We start from the raw sequence: 18,079 nt of genomic DNA on the forward strand, positions 1-18,079 counted from the left end.
GACTCCGCGGTGGCGGGGGTTTCGCCGGTCGGGACCGGGCCGGCGCTTGCTGAGGCGCGCGACTCCGCGGTGGCGGGGGTTTCGCCGGTCGGGACCGGGCCGGCGCTTGCTGAGGTGCGTGACTCCGCGGTGGCGGGGGTTTCGCCGGTCGGGACCGAGCCGGCGCTTGCTGAGGCGCGTGACTCCGCGGTGGCGGGGGTTTCGCCGGTCGGGACCGGGCCGGCGCTTGCTGAGGCGCGCGACTCCGCGGTGGCGGGGGTTTCGCCGGTCGGGACCGAGCCGGCGCTTGCCGAGGCGCGCGACTCCGCGGTGGCGGGAATCTCGTCGGCCGAGCGCGACCCGGCCGCATCCGTCGCCGGTCCAGCCGCCGTTGCCGGGGCGCTGCTCGCCACCCGTGCGCAGTTCGAAGATCGTGCCGTCGTTCTCGGCCGCGACCGAGCCGAACTCCTCACCAAGCTGAACTCCCTGGCCGCCGGGGAATCCGCGCCCGGCGTTGTCCGCGGCACCGCCGGGCCCGGCCGGCTCGCCATCCTCTTCACCGGCCAAGGCGCGCAGCGGGCCGGCATGGGCCGTGAACTTTACGACCGGTTCCCCGTCTACGCCGCCGCCTTCGACCGGATCTGTGCCGAGTTCACCGTTCCCGTCCGCGATGTCGTCTTCGGCGATGCGCCCGGCCTGGACGAGACCGGCTTCACCCAGCCCGCGCTGTTCGCCGTCGAAGTCGCGCTCTACCGGCTGTTCGCGTCGTGGGGTGTCCGGCCGTCGTTCGTCGCCGGTCACTCGATCGGGGAGCTCGCCGCCGCGCACGTGGCCGGGGTGTTCTCCCTGGAAGACGCCTGCCTGCTCGTGTCCGCGCGGGCCGCGCTGATGCAGGCGCTGCCGAAGGGCGGCGCGATGGTGTCGATCGCGGCCCCCGAGGCCGAGGTACGGCCGCGGCTCGGGGACCAAGTCTCGATCGCCGCGGTCAACGGCCCGGCATCGGTCGTCGTCTCCGGCGACGAATCCGCGGTCCTCGCCGTCGCCGCCGAGTTCGCCGGCCGGGGCGTGCGGACCAAGCGGCTCAGCGTCAGCCACGCCTTCCACTCCCCGCACCTCGACCCGATGCTGGACGAGTTCCGCGCGGCCGCCGACAAGGTCACCTACCACCCCGCGGAAATACCGGTGCTCTCGAATGTGAGCGGTGCTCTCGCCGAGCCGTTCACGGCGGACTACTGGGTGCGGCACGTGCGGGAAGCCGTCCGGTTCTCCGACGGCATCACCACCCTGGAAGCCGAAGGCACCCGGTTCTTCCTCGAGCTCGGCCCGGACGGCGTCCTCAGTTCGATGGCCCGCGACAGCCTCTCGGGAGACGCCGTGGTGGTGCCCTCGCTGCGGCGCGACCGCCCCGACGGCGAAGCGGCCCTGACCGCCCTGGCGACGCTGTTCGCCAACGGCGCACCGGCGGACCTGGCCGCGGTCTTCGCTCCCGCCGGGCGCGTGGACCTGCCCACCTACGCCTTCCAGCACGAGCACTACTGGCTGGAAGCGGCCGCCCCGGCCTCGGACACCGCGTTCTGGTCGGCGGTCGAACGCGAGGACGTCGGCGAGCTCGCCGGCACCCTGGCGATCGACGAGGACCAGCGCGCGTCCCTGACCGCGCTGCTCCCTGCCCTGTCGTCCTGGCGGCGGCAGCACACCGCGGAGTCCGTTGTGGACGGATGGCGGTACCGGGTCGGCTGGGAACCGGTCCCCGAAACCGCTGCCACCCCGCCGGGGCGCTGGCTGCTGGCCGTCCCGGCCGCGGAAACCCGCCTGGGCGACCAGGTCGAAGCGGCCCTCGTCACGCGCGGAGTGGAACTCACGCGGCTCGACGACCCGGCCGCCGGCGAACTCGCCGAGGCGGGCCGGACCGCGGACGCCGTCCTGTCCCTGCTCGCCCTCACCCCCGGAACGGGCGCCGTCCCGCCCGGGGTGGCGGCGACCCTCACCCTGCTTCGGTCCCTTCCGGACACTCCCGTGTGGATGATCACCCGGGCCGGCGACGCCGTCCAGGCCCAGGTCCGGGGACTCGGCCGCACCGCCGCGCTCGACCGGCCGGACGCCTGGGGCGGCCTGATCGAAATCCCCGCGGACTTCACCGACGGGACCGGCGAACTCCTGGTCCAGGCCCTGGCCGACCCGGCCGAGGACCAGGTCGCCCTCCGCCCGGACGGCCGGTTCGCCCGGCGGCTCACCCCGGTCACCGGCGCCCCCGCCGGCCGCCCGTGGCAGCCGCGCGGCACCGTGCTCGTCACCGGCGGCACCGGCGCTCTCGGCGCCCACGTCGCCCGCTGGCTGGCCACCGCGGGCGCCGCCCGGATCGTCCTCACCAGCCGCCGCGGCCGGCAGGCACCGGGCGCGGCCGAGCTCGAAGCCGAGCTGACCGCGCTGGGCGCCCAGGTGACGATCGCGGCCTGCGACGTCGCCGACCGGACCGCCCTCGCCGCGGTGCTCGGTGACATCCGCGACGACCTGACCGCCGTCGTCCACACGGCCGGGGCCGGCGGCGCGACACCGCTGGACGATCCGGACCCGGGGCCCTTCGCCGACATCCTGGCCGCCAAGGTGACCGGCGCCGAAAACCTCGACGTGCTGCTCGGCGACACCGAGCTCGACGCCTTCGTGCTGTTCTCGTCCATCGCCGGGATCTGGGGCAGCGGCGGCCAAGCCGCCTACGCCGCGGCCAACGCCCACCTCGACGCGCTCGCCCGGCGCCGCCGGGCCGCGGGCCGGACCGCGACCGCGCTCGCCTGGGGCCCGTGGGCCGGCGGCGGCATGGCGGCCGACCACGACGCCGAGGACTACCTGCGGCGCCGCGGCCTGACGCCGCTGCCACCCGCCCTCGCCCTCCGCGCGCTGGCCGCCGCGGTCGGCCGCGACGAGACCACGCTGACCCTGGCCGACGTCGACTGGACGCGGTTCGTACCCGCCTTCACCTCCGCCCGCCCGAGCGCCCTGCTGCGTGGTGTGCCGCAAGCGCGGCAGGTCCTGGACGCGGAGGTCGCCGAAACCGGCCTGGGGGAGAAGCTGGCCGGACTGTCCGAAGCGGACGCCGAGCGGACCCTGCTGGATCTTGTCCGCACCGAAGCGGCGGTCGCGCTGGGACACCGGGGCGCCGACGCCGTCGGCGCGGCCCGGCCGTTCACCGAGCTCGGCTTCGACTCCCTGACCTCGGTGGAGTTCCGCAACCGCCTGGCGGCCGCGGCCGGCGTCGCCCTGCCGGCGACGGTCGTGTTCGACCACCCCACCCCGGCCGCGCTGGCCGCGCACCTGCTCGGCGTCCTGCGGCCCGGCGCCGCGGCCGACCCCGAGGAAGCCCGCATCCGGGCGGCGCTGGCCACCGTGCCGCTGGCCCGGTTCCGCGACGCCGGGCTGATGACGGCCCTGCTGGAACTGACCGGGCTCGACGCGCCGGCCGGCGACCCCGGCGACGTCGACGACCTGGACGCCGAGGCACTGGTGCGGCTGGCGCTGGACGGTACCGATTCCCGATGACCCACTCCTGGAGCTGAACCATGGCCACGCCCGAGAAGGTGCTCGACGCGCTGCGCGCCTCCGTCAAGGAGGCTGAGCGGCTGCGGCGGCGGAACCGGCAGCTCGTCGAGGCCGCGACCGAGCCGATCGCCATCGTCGCGATGGCCTGCCGGTTCCCCGGCGGCGTGCGCTCGCCGGAGGCGCTGTGGGACCTGGTGGCCCGCGGCGGGGACGCCGTCACGGCCTTCCCGGCCAACCGGGGGTGGGACACGGCGTCGCTGTTCGACGACACCGGCCGTCCGGGCACGACCTACGCGCGAGAAGGCGCTTTCCTGCACGACGCGGACCTGTTCGACGCCGGGTTCTTCGGGATCTCGCCGCGGGAAGCCCTGGCCATGGACCCGCAGCAGCGGCTGCTGCTGGAGACGTCGTGGGAGGCGTTCGAGCGGGCCGGGATCGACCCGGCGGCGCTGCGCGGCAGCCGGACCGGCGTGTTCACCGGCTCCAACGGCCAGGACTACGCCACGCTGCTGCGGTCGTCGGCCGAGGACGTCGAGGGCTACCTCGGCACCGGCAACGCCGCCAGCGTCGTCTCCGGGCGGCTGGCGTACCAGTTCGGCTTCGAGGGCCCGGCGCTGACCGTCGACACGGCGTGTTCGTCGTCGCTGGTCGCCCTGCACCTCGCCACACAGGCGCTGCGCCAGGGCGAGTGCGACCTCGCGCTGGCCGGCGGGGTGACCGTGATGGCCACGCCCGGGACGTTCGTGGAGTTCAGCCGCCAGCGCGGGCTCGCCCCGGACGGCCGGGTCAAGGCGTTCGCCGAGGCGGCCGACGGCACCGGCTGGGGCGAAGGCGTGGGCGTCCTGCTGGTGGAACGGCTGTCGGACGCGCAGCGTAACGGCCACGCGGTGCTCGCGGTCGTCCGCGGCTCGGCGGTCAACTCCGACGGCGCCTCCAACGGCCTGACCGCGCCGAACGGCCCGGCCCAGCAGCGCGTGATCCAGGCCGCCTTGGACAGTGCGCGCCTGTCTACTTCGGACATCGATGTGGTCGAGGCGCACGGCACCGGGACGACCCTGGGCGACCCGATCGAAGCCCAGGCGCTGCTGGCGACTTACGGCCAGGTGCGGGAAACGCCGCTGTGGCTGGGTTCGGTGAAGTCCAACATCGGGCACACCCAGGCCGCGGCCGGTGTGGCCGGGGTGATCAAGATGGTCATGGCCATGCGCCACGGCGTCCTCCCGAAGACCCTGCACGTCGACGCACCCTCGTCCCATGTGGACTGGTCGGCCGGATCGGTGGAGCTGCTGACCGAAGCACGCGAGTGGGCGGCCGACCGTCCCCTGCGGGCCGCGGTGTCCTCGTTCGGGGTCAGTGGCACCAACGCGCACACGATTCTCGAGTCCGTTCCGCCTGCCGAGCCGGTGCCCGCGGAGGCGCCGGTGGGCACGCTCACGCCGTGGGTGTTGTCGGCGAAGTCACCGGAAGCTTTGCAGGAGCAGATTTCCCGGCTTTCCGAGGTGTCGGCCGACCCGGCGGAGATCGCCCGGACGCTGCTCACCCGGACGGCGTTCGAGCACCGCGCGGTCGTCCTCGAGGCGAAGGTGGTCACCGGAGAGGTCCGCGAGGATGCCCGGCTGGCGGTGCTGTTCACCGGCCAGGGTGCCCAGCGGATCGGGATGGGCCGGGAGCTGTACGACCTGTTCCCGGTCTACGCTTCGGCTTTCGACGCGGTGTGCGCGCATTTCGGCTCGCAGCTGCGCGCCGCCTTCGAGGATGCTGAGCTGCTGGACCGGACCGAGTTCACCCAGCCCGCGTTGTTCGCGGTCGAAGTGGCGCTGTTCCGGCTGGTCGAGTCCTTCGGTGTGCGCCCGGATTTCCTGGCGGGGCATTCGATCGGGGAGATCTCGGCCGCCCACGTTGCCGGTGTGCTGTCCCTTGAGGACGCTTGCCGGCTGGTTTCGGCGCGGGCGTCGTTGATGCAGGCGTTGCCCGCTGGTGGGGCGATGGTGTCGATCGCGGCGCCGGAGTCGGCGATCACGCTGACCGAAGGCGTTTCCATTGCGGCGGTGAACGGCCCGGAGTCGGTGGTGATCTCGGGTGACGAGGCTGCGGTGCTGGCGATCGCGGCGCAGTTCCCGAAGACCAAGCGGCTGAAGGTGAGTCACGCGTTCCACTCGCCGCTGATGGATCCGATGCTGGCGGAGTTCCGCGCGGTCGCGGAAACCCTGACCTACCACCCGGCGGCGATACCGGTGATCTCGAATGTGAGCGGCGCTCTCGCGGAGCCGTTCACCGCGGACTACTGGGTGCGGCACGTCCGGGAAGCCGTCCGGTTCGCCGACGGTGTCGCCACCCTCGAAGCCGAAGGCGTCCGCACCTTCCTCGAACTCGGTCCCGACGGCGTGCTCAGCGCGCTGGTCGGCGGCGCCGCGGTCCCGGCCCTGCGGCGCGACCGGCCGGAAGAGCGGACCCTCCTGACCGCCCTCGCCGGGGTGTGGGTCCGCGGCGGCGCCGTCGACTGGGCCGCCTACCTGCCCGCCGGCCCGCGCGCCGACCTGCCGACGTACCCCTTCCAGCGGGAACGCTTCTGGCCGGCACCAGGCGAAGGCGCACTCGATGCGCCCGCCGGCCGGTACCGGGTCACGTGGACGCCCCTGGAGATCGCCGACACCCCCGGGCCGGCCGGGGACTGCCTCGTCGTCGACCCGTCCCCACGGCTCGAAGCCGCGCTGGCCGGCTGGGACGGCCGGGTCGTGCGGCTCGACGGCCCGGTCACCCCCGCGGACCTCCACGGCATCGAACCGGTCGTCGTGCTCGGTGGCGCCGGTCCGGAACGGACGATCGACCTCCACCGGACCCTCGGCGAAGCGGGCATCGAAGCACCACTGTGGTGCGTCACCTCGGGCGCGGTCCGCGTGACCGAGGCGGACCCCGCGCCGGACCCGGACCAGGCCGCCGTCTGGGGCCTCGGCCGCGTCGCCGCGCTCGAACACCCCGGCCGCTGGGGCGGCCTGATCGACCTCTCGTCCACTGTGGACCCCGGGCGGTTCCGGGCTCTGCTCGGCGGAAGCGAAGACCAGGTTGCGCTGCGGGCGGAAGGAGCTTTCGGGCGCCGGCTCGAGCACGCCCCGCCCCCCGGGCCGGCGTGGACGCCGCGCGGCACGGTGCTCGTCACCGGCGGCACCGGCGCGCTCGGTGCGCACGTCGCCCGCCGCCTCGCCCGCGAAGGCGCCGACCACCTCGTGCTCGTCTCCCGCCGGGGCGCCGACGCGCCCGGGGCCGCCGAACTCGGCGCCGAGCTGGCCGGCCTCGGCACCCGCGTGACATTCGCCGCCGGCGACGTCGCGGATCGGGACTTCGTCGCGGAACTCCTGGACCGGGTCAGTCCCGGGCTGACCGCCGTCGTGCACACGGCGGGGATCGTCCGGTCCGCCCCACTGTCCGAAGCGGACGACTTCGCCGCGCAGTGGGCGGCCAAGGCGACCGGTGCGCGGCACCTCGACGAGCTGCTCGCCGACACCGACCTCGACGCGTTCGTCCTCTTCTCCTCGATCGCCGGGGTGTGGGGCAGCGGGCAGCAGGGCTGTTACGGCGCCGCCAACGCCTACCTCGACGCACTGGCCGAAGCCCGCCGCGCCCGCGGCTTGGCCGCCACCGCGGTGGCCTGGGGCCCGTGGGCGGACGGCGGGATGGCCGCCGACAACGACGCCGAGGACTACCTGCGGCGCCGCGGCCTCCGCGCGCTGGAACCGGATGCGGCCGTCTCGGCTCTGCTGCAGGCCGCGGGCGGCGACACGAACGTCACCGTCGCCGACGTCGACTGGGCCCGGTTCACCGCGGCCTTCACCTCCCGGCGGCCGAGCCCGCTGCTGGCCACCATCCCCGAAGCCACCGCCGACGAGCCGATGAGCGAGCCTGGAGGGCTCGTCGCCCGGCTGCGCGGCCTGACCCCGGCCGTCGCCGGCGAGGTGCTGCTGCAGCTCGTCCGCGACCAGGCCGCCGCGGTCCTCGGGCACCCGAGCGCGGCCGCCGTCGCCCCGGACCGCGCCTTCCAGGAGATCGGCTTCGACTCCCTGACCGCGGTCGAGTTCCGGGACGCCCTGAGCGCGGAAACCGGGCTCACCCTGCCGGCGACGCTCGTCTACGACTGGCCGACGCCGGTCGCGCTGGCCGGGCACCTGCGCGCCGGTGTCCTGGGCGGCACGGCCGAGCACGCCCCCGCGACGGTGACCGCGGCCGACGAACCCATCGCCATCGTCGCGATGAGCTGCCGGTACGCGGGCGGGGTCGCCTCGCCGGAAGACCTGTGGCGCCTGGTGTCCGAAGGCGCGGACGCGGTGTCGGGCTTCCCGGCGGACCGCGGCTGGGACCTGGAGAACCTGTACGACGCCGACCCGGCCCGCCTCGGCTCGGTGACCGTGACCGAAGGGGCGTTCCTCGAGGCGGCAGGCGGGTTCGACGCCGCGTTCTTCGGCATCTCCCCGCGCGAAGCGCTCGCGATGGACCCGCAGCAGCGGCTCCTGCTGGAACTCGCGTGGGAAGCGTTCGAGCGCGCGGGCCTCGACCCGGCGACCGTGCGCGGCAGCCGGACCGGGGTGTTCGCCGGCACGAACAGCCACGACTACACGACCCTGCTCCTGGATTCGGCCGACGTCCTGGAGGGGCACCTCGCCACCGGCAACGCGGCGAGCGTCGCCTCGGGCCGGCTGGCCTACACCTTCGGACTGGAGGGCCCGGCCGTCTCCGTCGACACCGCGTGCTCGTCGTCGCTGGTGGCATTGCACTTGGCCGTCCGGTCGCTGCGGCTCGGCGAATGCTCGATGGCGCTGGCCGGCGGGGTCACGGTGATGGCCACGCCCGGGACGTTCGTCGAGTTCAGCCGCCAGCGCGGCCTGGCGCCCGACGGCCGCTGCAAGGCCTTCGCGGAAGCCGCGGACGGCACGGCCTGGGGCGAAGGGGCGGGCCTGCTGCTGCTGGAACGGCTTTCGGACGCCCGGCGGAACGGGCACCGCGTGCTGGCCGTGGTCCGCGGCTCGGCGGTCAACTCCGACGGCGCGTCCAACGGCCTGACCGCACCGAACGGCCCGGCCCAGCAGCGGGTCATCCGCGCCGCACTGGCCGACGCCGGTCTGTCCACAGCGGACGTCGACGTGGTCGAAGCGCACGGCACCGGCACGACGCTCGGGGACCCGATCGAGGCGCAGGCCCTGCTGGCCACCTACGGCCAGGCGCGGGAAACGCCGCTGTGGCTGGGTTCGGTGAAGTCGAACATCGGCCACACCCAGGCGGCGGCGGGCGTGGCCGGCGTGATCAAGATGGTGATGGCGATGCGGCACGGCGTGCTGCCGCGGACCTTGCACGTCGATACCCCATCGTCCCATGTGGACTGGACGGCGGGTGCGGTCGAGCTGCTGACGGAGCCGCGCGAGTGGACCGCCGACCGTCCGCTGCGGGCCGCGGTGTCGTCGTTCGGCATGAGCGGGACCAACGCGCACACCGTCCTGGAGGCCGTGCCCGAGCCCAGCCCGGCGCCGACCGCGGGGTCGGGTGCGGTGCCGTGGGTGTTGTCGGCACGGTCGGCCGAGGCGTTGCGCGGACAGGCGCAGGCCCTGCTCGCCAAGGTCGGCGAGTCGCCCGCGGACGTCGGCTTCTCCCTGGTCACCACTCGTGCTTCGTTGCCGCATCGCGCGGTCGTGGTCGGCGACCTTGCCGAGGGCCTGGCCGCCTTGGCCGAGGACGTCCCGGCGGCGAACGTCGTCACCGGCGTGGCCGAAGCTCCCGGCAAGGTCGCCCTGGTGTTCCCGGGGCAGGGTTCGCAGTGGGCCGGGATGGCCCTCGAACTGGCCGGGGCGTCACCGGTGTTCGCGGCCCGGCTCGACGAGTGCGCGAGCGCTCTCGGCTCCTGTGTGGACTGGTCACTGCGGGACGTCCTGGCCGACGCGGAAGCGTTGAGCCGGGTCGATGTCGTGCAGCCCGCGCTGTTCGCGGTGATGGTGTCGCTGGCCGAGCTGTGGCGGTCGTTCGGCGTGGTGCCGGACGCGGTCGTCGGCCACTCCCAGGGCGAGATCGCCGCTGCCGTGGTCTCGGGTGCACTGTCCCTTGAGGACGGTGCTCGCGTCGTGGCATTGCGCAGCAAGGCCATCCTGGCGCTGGCCGGACGCGGCGGCATGGTTTCGGTGGCAGCTCCGCTTGACGTCGTGGAAGGTCGGCTGACCGAGGGACTGTCGATCGCGGCGGTGAACGGTCCCGCCGCGGTGGTGGTGTCCGGCGAACCGGGCGCCCTCGCCGAACTGATCGAATCCTGCGAAGCTGACGGTGTTCGTGCCAAGCGGGTGCCGGTGGACTACGCCTCCCACTCGGCCCAGGTCGAGCAGCTGCGTGCCGAGATCCTCGGCGTCCTGGCCCCGATCACCCCCCGCCGCGGCGAGACCGCCTTCCTCTCGACGGTGACGGGGGAGTGGAACGAAAACGTCGACGCCGGGTACTGGTACGCCAACCTCCGCCACCCGGTCCGCCTGGACACCGCGATCGAGCGGCTGAAGGGCGAAGGCTTCGGCACCTTCATCGAGGCCTCGCCGCACCCGGTCCTGACCATGGCGCTCGGCGAGGACGTCGTCGCACTGGGAAGCCTGCGCCGGGACGACGGCGGCCTGACCCGCTTCCACACCGCCCTCGCCGAGGCCCACGTCAACGGGGTCCCGGTCGACTGGACCCCGGCCTTCCCGGACGCCCACGTCGTCGACCTCCCCACGTACGCCTTCCAGCGCAAGCAGTACTGGCCCCGCCCGGCCGCCCGCACCGGCGACGCCGCCGGGCTCGGCCTCGGCGCCGTCGACCACCCGCTGCTCGGCGCCGCGACCACCCTCGCCGACGACGGCCGGCTCGTCCTCACCGGACGGCTGTCCCGGCAGGCCCACCCCTGGCTCGCCGACCACGACATCCTCGGCGCGGCCCTGCTGCCCGGCACGGCGTTCGCCGAACTCGCCCTCCACGCCGGGGACCACGCCGGGTGCGGCACCGTCGAAGAGCTCACCCTCGGCGCGCCGCTGGCCGTGCCCGCCACCGGGGGCGTCCAGCTGCAGGTCGTCGTCGGCGAACCCGGCGCCGACGGCCGCCGCGGCGTCACCATCAGCGCCCGCTCCGACCGGCCCGGCACGCGCTGGACTCGGCACGCCCAGGGCGTCCTCGCACCCGGGACACCCGAACCCGCCGTGACCCCCGCGGAGTGGCCGCCCGCCGGCGCCGAACCGCTCGACGTCGACGCCCATTACGCCGCCCTCGCCGACGCCGGCTACCACTACGGGCCCGCCTTCCGCGGCCTGCGGGCGGCCTGGCGCGGCGACGGCGAGGTGTTCGCCGAGGTGGCCCTGCCCGCCACCGACGCGTTCGCCGTCCACCCGGCCCTGCTCGACGCCGCCCTGCACGCGCTGGGCCTCGGCGGGTTCTTCCCCGGCGACGGCCGGGCTCGGCTGCCGTTCGCCTTCACCGACGTCGCCCTGTTCGCCGCCGGGGCCACCGCCCTGCGCGTGCGGCTCGCCGCGGCCGGCCCGAACGCCGTGTCGGTCGTGGCCACCGACCCCGCCGGGGACCCGGTCGCGAGCATCGGCTCCCTCGCGTTCCAGGTGACGTCGTCCACTGTGGACGACGTGCCGGACGCGTTGTTCCGCACGGAATGGGTCCCGCTCACCACGACCGGCGACGCTCCGGAGTTCGCCTGGCTGACCGGGCCGCTGGCCGAGCTGGACGCCGTGCCGGACGCGGTGGTCCTGCCGGTCACCGGCATCGACCAGGTCCTCACGACCGCCCAGGAATGGGTGGCCGGCGAGCGGTTCGCCGCGTCCCGGCTGGTCGTGCTCACCACCGGCGCGCTCGCCGCGCTGCCCGGCGACCCGGTGCCCGGCCTCGCCCAGGCCCCGGCCTGGGGCCTGATCCGCGCGGCCCAGTCCGAGCACCCGGGCCGGTTCGTGCTCCTGGACGTCGACGAGCGTGCGGACCGCGAAGCCGCCATCGGGACCGCCCTGGCCTCCGGCGAACCGCAGGTCGCGGCCCGTGCCGGGACGCTGCTCGCCGCGCGGCTGGCCCGCCCGGCCGCCGAGCTGACGCTGCCCGCGGGCGACGCCTGGCGCGTCGGCACCACCGGCACCGGCACGCTAGACGGCCTCGCGGCCCTCCCGGTTCCCGGAACGGCCCTCGGACCGGACGAAATCCGCGTCGCGGTCCGCGCGGCCGGGCTGAACTTCCGCGACGTCCTGATCACCCTCGGCATGTACCCCGGGCAGGCGCTGATGGGCGGCGAGGCCGCCGGTGTCGTGCTGGAAACCGGGGAGCGGGTGCGCGGGCTCGCCGCCGGCGACCGCGTCACCGGCCTGTTCACCGGCGCGCTCGGCCCGGTCGCGGTCACCGACCACCGCCTGGTGACGCCGATGCCCGCGGGCTGGAGCTTCGCCGACGCCGCGGCCGTGCCCGTCGCGTTCGCCACCGCCTACTACGGCCTGTTCGACCTCGGTGGCCTGCAGCCGGGGCAGTCCGTGCTCGTGCACGCGGCCGCGGGCGGGGTCGGCATGGCCGCCGTCCAGCTGGCCCGGTGGCGGAACGCCGAGGTGTTCGCGACGGCGAGCACCGGAAAGCACGACGTGCTGCGGGATCTCGGCCTCGACGACGTCCACATCGGAGACTCCCGGTCACTGTCCTTCGAGGACCAGTTCCGCACGGCGACCGGCGGCCGCGGCGTCGACGTCGTGCTCGACGCCCTCGCGGGCGAGTTCGTCGACGCGTCCCTCCGGCTGCTGCCCCGCGGCGGCCGGTTCGTCGAGATGGGCAAGGCCGACGTCCGGGACGCCGGAGAAGTCGCCCGCGCGCACGAAGGCGTCCGGTACCGCGCGTTCGACCTCGTCGAGGCCGGACCCGAGCGCCTGCAGGAGATCCTGCGCGAACTCGCCGGGCTCTTCGCCGCCGGCGCGCTGACCCCGCTGCCGCGCCGGACCTGGGACGTGCGGCAGGTGCCGGAGGCGTTCCGGTTCATCAGCCAGGCCCGGCACGTCGGCAAGAACGTCGTGACCCTGCCGCGGCCCCTCGACCCGGACGGCACCGTCCTCGTCACCGGCGGCACGGGCACGCTCGGCGCCCGCATCGCGCGGCACCTGGTGACCGCGCACGGCGTCCGGCGGCTGCTGCTGCTCAGCCGCCGCGGGCCGGACGCGCCCGGCGCCGCGGACCTGGCCGGGGACCTGACCGCCCTCGGCGCCGAGGTGACGATCGCCGCGTGCGACGCCGCCGACCGCGACGCGCTGGCCGGGCTGCTGGCCGGCCGGTCGCTGACCGGGGTCGTGCACACCGCCGGCGTGCTCGACGACGGCCTGCTGACCAGCCTCGATCCGGCGAAACTCGCGGACGTGCTCCGGCCCAAGGTGGACGCCGCGGTCGCTCTGCACGAGCTGACCCGGGACACGGATCTGGCGCTGTTCGTGCTGTTCTCGGCCGCCGCGGGCGTGTTCGGCACTGCCGGGCAGGGCAGCTACGCGGCCGCGAACACCGCCCTCGACGCCCTGGCCGCGCACCGCCGGGCGCTCGGCCTCCCCGGCGTGTCCCTGGCCTGGGGCCTGTGGGCGGAGGCCAGCGGGATGACCGGTCACCTCGGCGCCGCCGACCTGGCCCGGATGGCCCGCGGCGGGATGACCGGGCTGTCCGGCGCCGAAGGCCTGGCCCTGTTCGACGCGGCCATCGCCCGCGGCGAGACCCTCGCGATCCCGGCCCGGCTCGACCTGTCCGCGGCGGACGGCCCGGTCCCGCCCCTGCTGCGCGGGCTCGTCCGCGCCACCCGCCGGACCGCGGCCGTCGCCGCGGGCGACGGTGACCTGGCCGCCCGGCTGCGGACGCTGCCCGCGGCCGAACGCGACCGCCGCCTGCTGGACCTGGTGCGCGACCACGTGGCCGCGGTGCTCGGCCACGACACCGCCGGCGACATCGAACCGACGCGGTCGTTCGCCGAACTCGGCTTCGACTCGCTGACCGCCGTCGAGCTGCGCAACCGCCTCGGCGCCGCGACCGGCCTGCGGCTGCCCGCGACGCTCGTGTTCGACCACCCGGCCCCGGCGGCCCTGGTGACCTTCCTGCGGACCGGGCTGCTGGGTGCCGACACGCCGGCGGTGCAGGCGGTCACCGCCGCCGCGACGGGCGACGACCCGGTCGTCATCGTCGGGATGAGCTGCCGCTACCCGGGCTCGGTCGCTTCACCCGAAGACCTGTGGTCCCTGGTGGCCGACGGCGTCGACGCGATCTCGCCGTTCCCCGCCGACCGCGGCTGGGACCTCGACGGGCTGTACGCGCCCGAACCCGGGACCCCGGGCCGCGTCTACACCCGCAGCGGCGGCTTCGTGACCGGCGCGGGCGGGTTCGACCCGGAGCTGTTCGACATCTCCCCGCGCGAGGCCCTGACCATGGACCCGCAGCAGCGGCTGCTGCTCGAAACGACGTGGGAAACGTTCGAGCGCGCCGGGATCGACCCGGCGTCGGTCCGCGGCAGCCGGACCGGGGTGTTCATCGGCGCCGCCACCTCCGGCTACGGCACCGGCGCGGCCACCGACGGGCTCGAGGGACACCTGATGACCGGCGGCACGTCGTCGGTGGCGTCGGGACGGCTGTCGTACGTGTTCGGCCTCGAAGGTCCGGCGCTCACCGTGGACACGGCGTGCTCGTCGTCCCTGGTGGCGTTGCATCTGGCGGTGCAGGCGCTGCGGCGCGGCGAATGCGATCTCGCGCTCGCGGGCGGTGTCACGGTCATGCCGACGCCCGGCGTCCTGCTCGCCTTCAGCCAGCAGCGCGGCCTGGCCGGGGACGGCCGGTGCAAGGCGTTCGCCGAGGCCGCGGACGGGACCGGCATGGCCGAAGGTGCCGGGCTGCTGCTGGTCGAGCGGCTGTCGGATGCGCGTCGCCACGGGCACGAGGTCCTGGCCGTGGTGCGGGGTTCGGCGGTGAACTCGGACGGGGCGTCGAACGGCCTCACGGCCCCGAACGGCCCGTCGCAGCAACGGGTGATCCGCGCGGCGCTCGCCGACGCCGGGCTGTCCTCGTCCGAAGTGGACGCTGTGGAGGCGCACGGCACCGGCACGAAACTCGGCGACCCGATCGAAGCCCAGGCCCTGCTGGCGACCTACGGCCAGGACCGGGAAACGCCGTTGTGGCTCGGTTCGGTGAAGTCGAACCTGGGCCACACGCAGGCCGCGGCCGGCGTCGCGGGCGTGATCAAGATGGTCATGGCGATGCGCCACGGCGTCCTCCCGCGGACCCTCCACGTCGACACGCCTTCGTCGCAGGTGGACTGGACGGCCGGCGCGGTCGAGCTGCTGACCGAGCGTCGCGAATGGACTTCGGACGGACCTCGGCGGGCGGGGGTGTCGTCGTTCGGGATTTCGGGTACCAACGCCCACACGATCCTGGAGGAGGCTCCGGACGTCGTCGCCGCGGAACGCGAGCCGGTCGCCGGGCCGGTGCCGTGGCTGCTGTCGGCCAAGAGCCCGGCGGCGCTGCGGGCCCAGGCCGCCCGGTTGCGCGAGTTCCTGGACGGCCGTGAGGTGGATCCTGCCGATGTCGCGCTCAGCCTGGCCACCACCCGGGCCGACCTCGGTCACCGCGCCGCGGTCGTCGGCGAGACCGGTCCCGAGCTGCTGGCCGGGCTGGCCGCGATCGCCGGCGGCGACCTCGGCGTCCTGACCGGCAGCGGGAACCCCGGACGGCTCGCCGTGCTCTTCACCGGGCAGGGTGCGCAACGGCCCGGGATGGGCCGCGAGCTGTACGCCCGGTTCCCGGTGTTCGCCCGGGCCTTCGACGAGGTCCGCGCCCTGCTCGGCGACGTCGAAACGACGCGGCTCGACCGGACCGGGCACGCGCAGCCGGCGATCTTCGCCCTGGAAGTCGCCCTGTTCCGGCTCGTCGAGTCGTGGGGCGTCCGGCCGGACTTCGTGGCCGGGCACTCGATCGGCGAGCTCGCTGCCGCGCACGTCGCCGGCGTGCTGTCGCTGCCCGACGCGTGCACGCTGGTCGCCGCGCGGGCGAACCTGATGCAGGCCCTGCCCGAAGGCGGCGCGATGATCGCCGTCGGCGCACCCGAGGCCGACGTCCGGGCCGCGCTGACCGACGGCGTCGGCATCGCCGCCGTCAACGGGCCCGCCGCCACGGTGATCGCCGGCGAGGAAACCGCCGTGCTCGCCGTGGCCGGGGAGTTCGCGGCCCGCGGCGTCAAGACCAAGCGGCTGCGCGTCAGCCACGCCTTCCACTCGCCGCTGATGGACCCGATGCTGGGGGAATTCGGGGCGGTGGCGGGGAAACTGACTTACCACGAGCCGGTGATCCCGGTGGTGTCGACCCTGACCGGCGCGCTCGCCGAACCGTCCACACCGGACTACTGGGTGCGGCACGTGCGGGGCACGGTCCGGTTCGCCGACGCCGTCCGCACCCTCGCCGAACTGGGCGCGAGCACCTTCCTGGAACTCGGCCCCGACGGCGTCCTGTCGGCGATGGCGGCCGACAGCACCGACGTCCCGGCGATCCCCGCGCTGCGGGCGGGCGAGGACGAGCCGCGGGCGCTGGTCACCGCGTTCGCCCGGCTGCGGACCGCCGGGTACCCGCTCGACGCCTCGGTGCTCCTGCCGGGCGCCCGGCGGACCGAACTGCCGACCTACGCCTTCCAGCGGTCCCACTTCTGGCTCGAACCCGCGTCCGTGCCCCAGGCGTCCACTGTGGACAGCTGGCGGTACCGCGTCGGCTGGCGGCTCGTGGCCGGGACCGCGGGCCGGCTGAGCGGCCGCTGGCTGGTCCTCGACGCGGACGGGCCGGCCGCGGAAGTGGCGCAGGCGCTGGCCGCGCACGGGGCCGAGCCGGTGGTCGAACCCGGGCGCCGGGACCGCGCCGCGCTGACCGCCCTGCTGCGCGACCACGCCGACGTCGAAGGCGTCGTGTCCCTCCTGGCTTTCGGCGGCGACGCCGAGGCCGGGCTCGCCGCGAACCTCACCCTCACCCAGGCGCTCGCCGATTCCGGCGTCCCGGCCCGGCTGTGGTGCCTCACCCGGGGCGCGGTCGACGGCGCCTCCCGCCCGGACCAGGCGACCACCTGGGGCTTCGGCCGGATCGCGGCCCTGGAGCTGCCGTCGGCCTGGGGCGGCCTCGCCGACCTGCCCGAGACGCTCGACGCGGCGGCCGGCGCCCGGCTCGCCGCGGTCCTCGCCGACGGCACCGAGGACGAGGTCGCCATCCGCCCGGACGGCGTCTTCGCCCGCCGGCTCGTCCCCGCCCCCGCCGGGGAGACGCGCGACTGGCGGCCCCGCGGCACGGTCCTGGTCACCGGCGGCACCGGCGCGCTCGGCGCGGCCGTCGCCCGCGACCTCGCCGCGGCGGGCGCCGAGCACCTCGTGCTCACCGGCCGTCGCGGCGCGGAAGCACCCGGTGCGGCCGAGCTGGCGGCCGAGCTGTCGGCGCTGGGCGTCCGCGTCACCCTCGCCGCCTGCGACGCGGCGGACCGGGACGCCCTGGCGGAAGTCCTCGCGGCGATCCCGGCGGATCTGCCGCTGACCGCCGTCGTGCACGCCGCCGGCACCGGCCAGCACGGCCCGCTCACCGCGATCACGCCCGAGGAGGTGCCGGCGGTCCTGGCCGGCAAGGTCGCCGGTGCACGGCACCTCGACGAGCTGACCCGCGGCCACGACCTGGACGCGTTCGTGCTGTTCTCCTCGATCTCCGGGGTCTGGGGCAGCGGCGAACAGGCGGTGTACGGCGCGGCTAATGCGTTCCTCGACGCGCTGGCGGAAGACCGCCGCGGGCGCGGGCTGCCCGCGACCGCGATCGCCTGGGGCCCGTGGGCCGGGTCCGGGATGGCGGCCGGCGCCGACGCCGTGCGCATGCTGCGCGGGCGCGGCCTCCCGCCGATCGACCCCGCCCGGGGCGTGGCGGCCTTCCGGCGCGCCCTCGCCGCCGACGACACGGCCGTCGTGGTCGCCGACGTCGACTGGGACCGCTTCGCACCGGTCTTCACCGCCGCCCGGCCGCGGCCGCTGCTGGCCGAACTCCCGGCGGTGCGGGCCGCGCTGGCCGAACCGGAGCCCGCCGGCTTCCCCCTGCTGCCGCCCGGAGAGCGGCCGAAGGCGCTGCTCGCGCTGGTCCTGGACCAGGTGGCGGGCGTGCTCGGGCACGGCTCGGCCGCGGCGGTCGGGGCCGAACGCGCGTTCAAGGAGCTCGGCTTCGACTCCCTGATGGCCGTCGAGCTGCGCAACCGGCTCGCCGCCGGGACCGGGCTCAGCCTGCCCGCGTCGCTGGCCTTCGACCACCCGACCGCCGTGGACCTGGCCGAGGAACTGGACCGCCGGCTCGGCGGTGGAGAGGCAGCCGGTGTCAGCCTGCTCGACGAGCTCGACCGGCTGGAAGCCGCGTTCGAGACCGTCACCGAGGAGGACCTGGCGAGCGCCGAGATCACCGCGCGGCTGAGGGGGGTCCTCGCGCGCTGGACCGAGCTGTCCGGCGGCACCGACCTCGGGAGCGCCGGCGACGACGAACTCTTCGACTTCATCGACAGCACTTTCCGGACTTCGTGAACGAC

Annotated in this window: 2 protein-coding genes; both read left to right on the forward strand. The window is 75.4% G+C overall.

The window, feature by feature from the left end; all coding sequences use genetic code 11:
• On the forward strand, positions 1–3,513 hold a 3,513-nt coding region (locus tag AB0J55_RS25860; RefSeq protein ID WP_364253404.1), incomplete at its 5' end, for an SDR family NAD(P)-dependent oxidoreductase.
• Positions 3,514–3,533: 20 nt separating this feature from the next.
• On the forward strand, positions 3,534–18,074 hold the full coding sequence (locus tag AB0J55_RS25865; RefSeq protein WP_364253407.1) for an SDR family NAD(P)-dependent oxidoreductase: 14,541 nt from the start codon (positions 3,534–3,536) through the stop codon (positions 18,072–18,074).
• Positions 18,075–18,079: the final 5 nt, after the last annotated feature.

The sequence above is a fragment of the Amycolatopsis sp. NPDC049688 genome, from assembly GCF_040674975.1.
Classification (GTDB): Bacteria; Actinomycetota; Actinomycetes; order Mycobacteriales; family Pseudonocardiaceae; genus Amycolatopsis.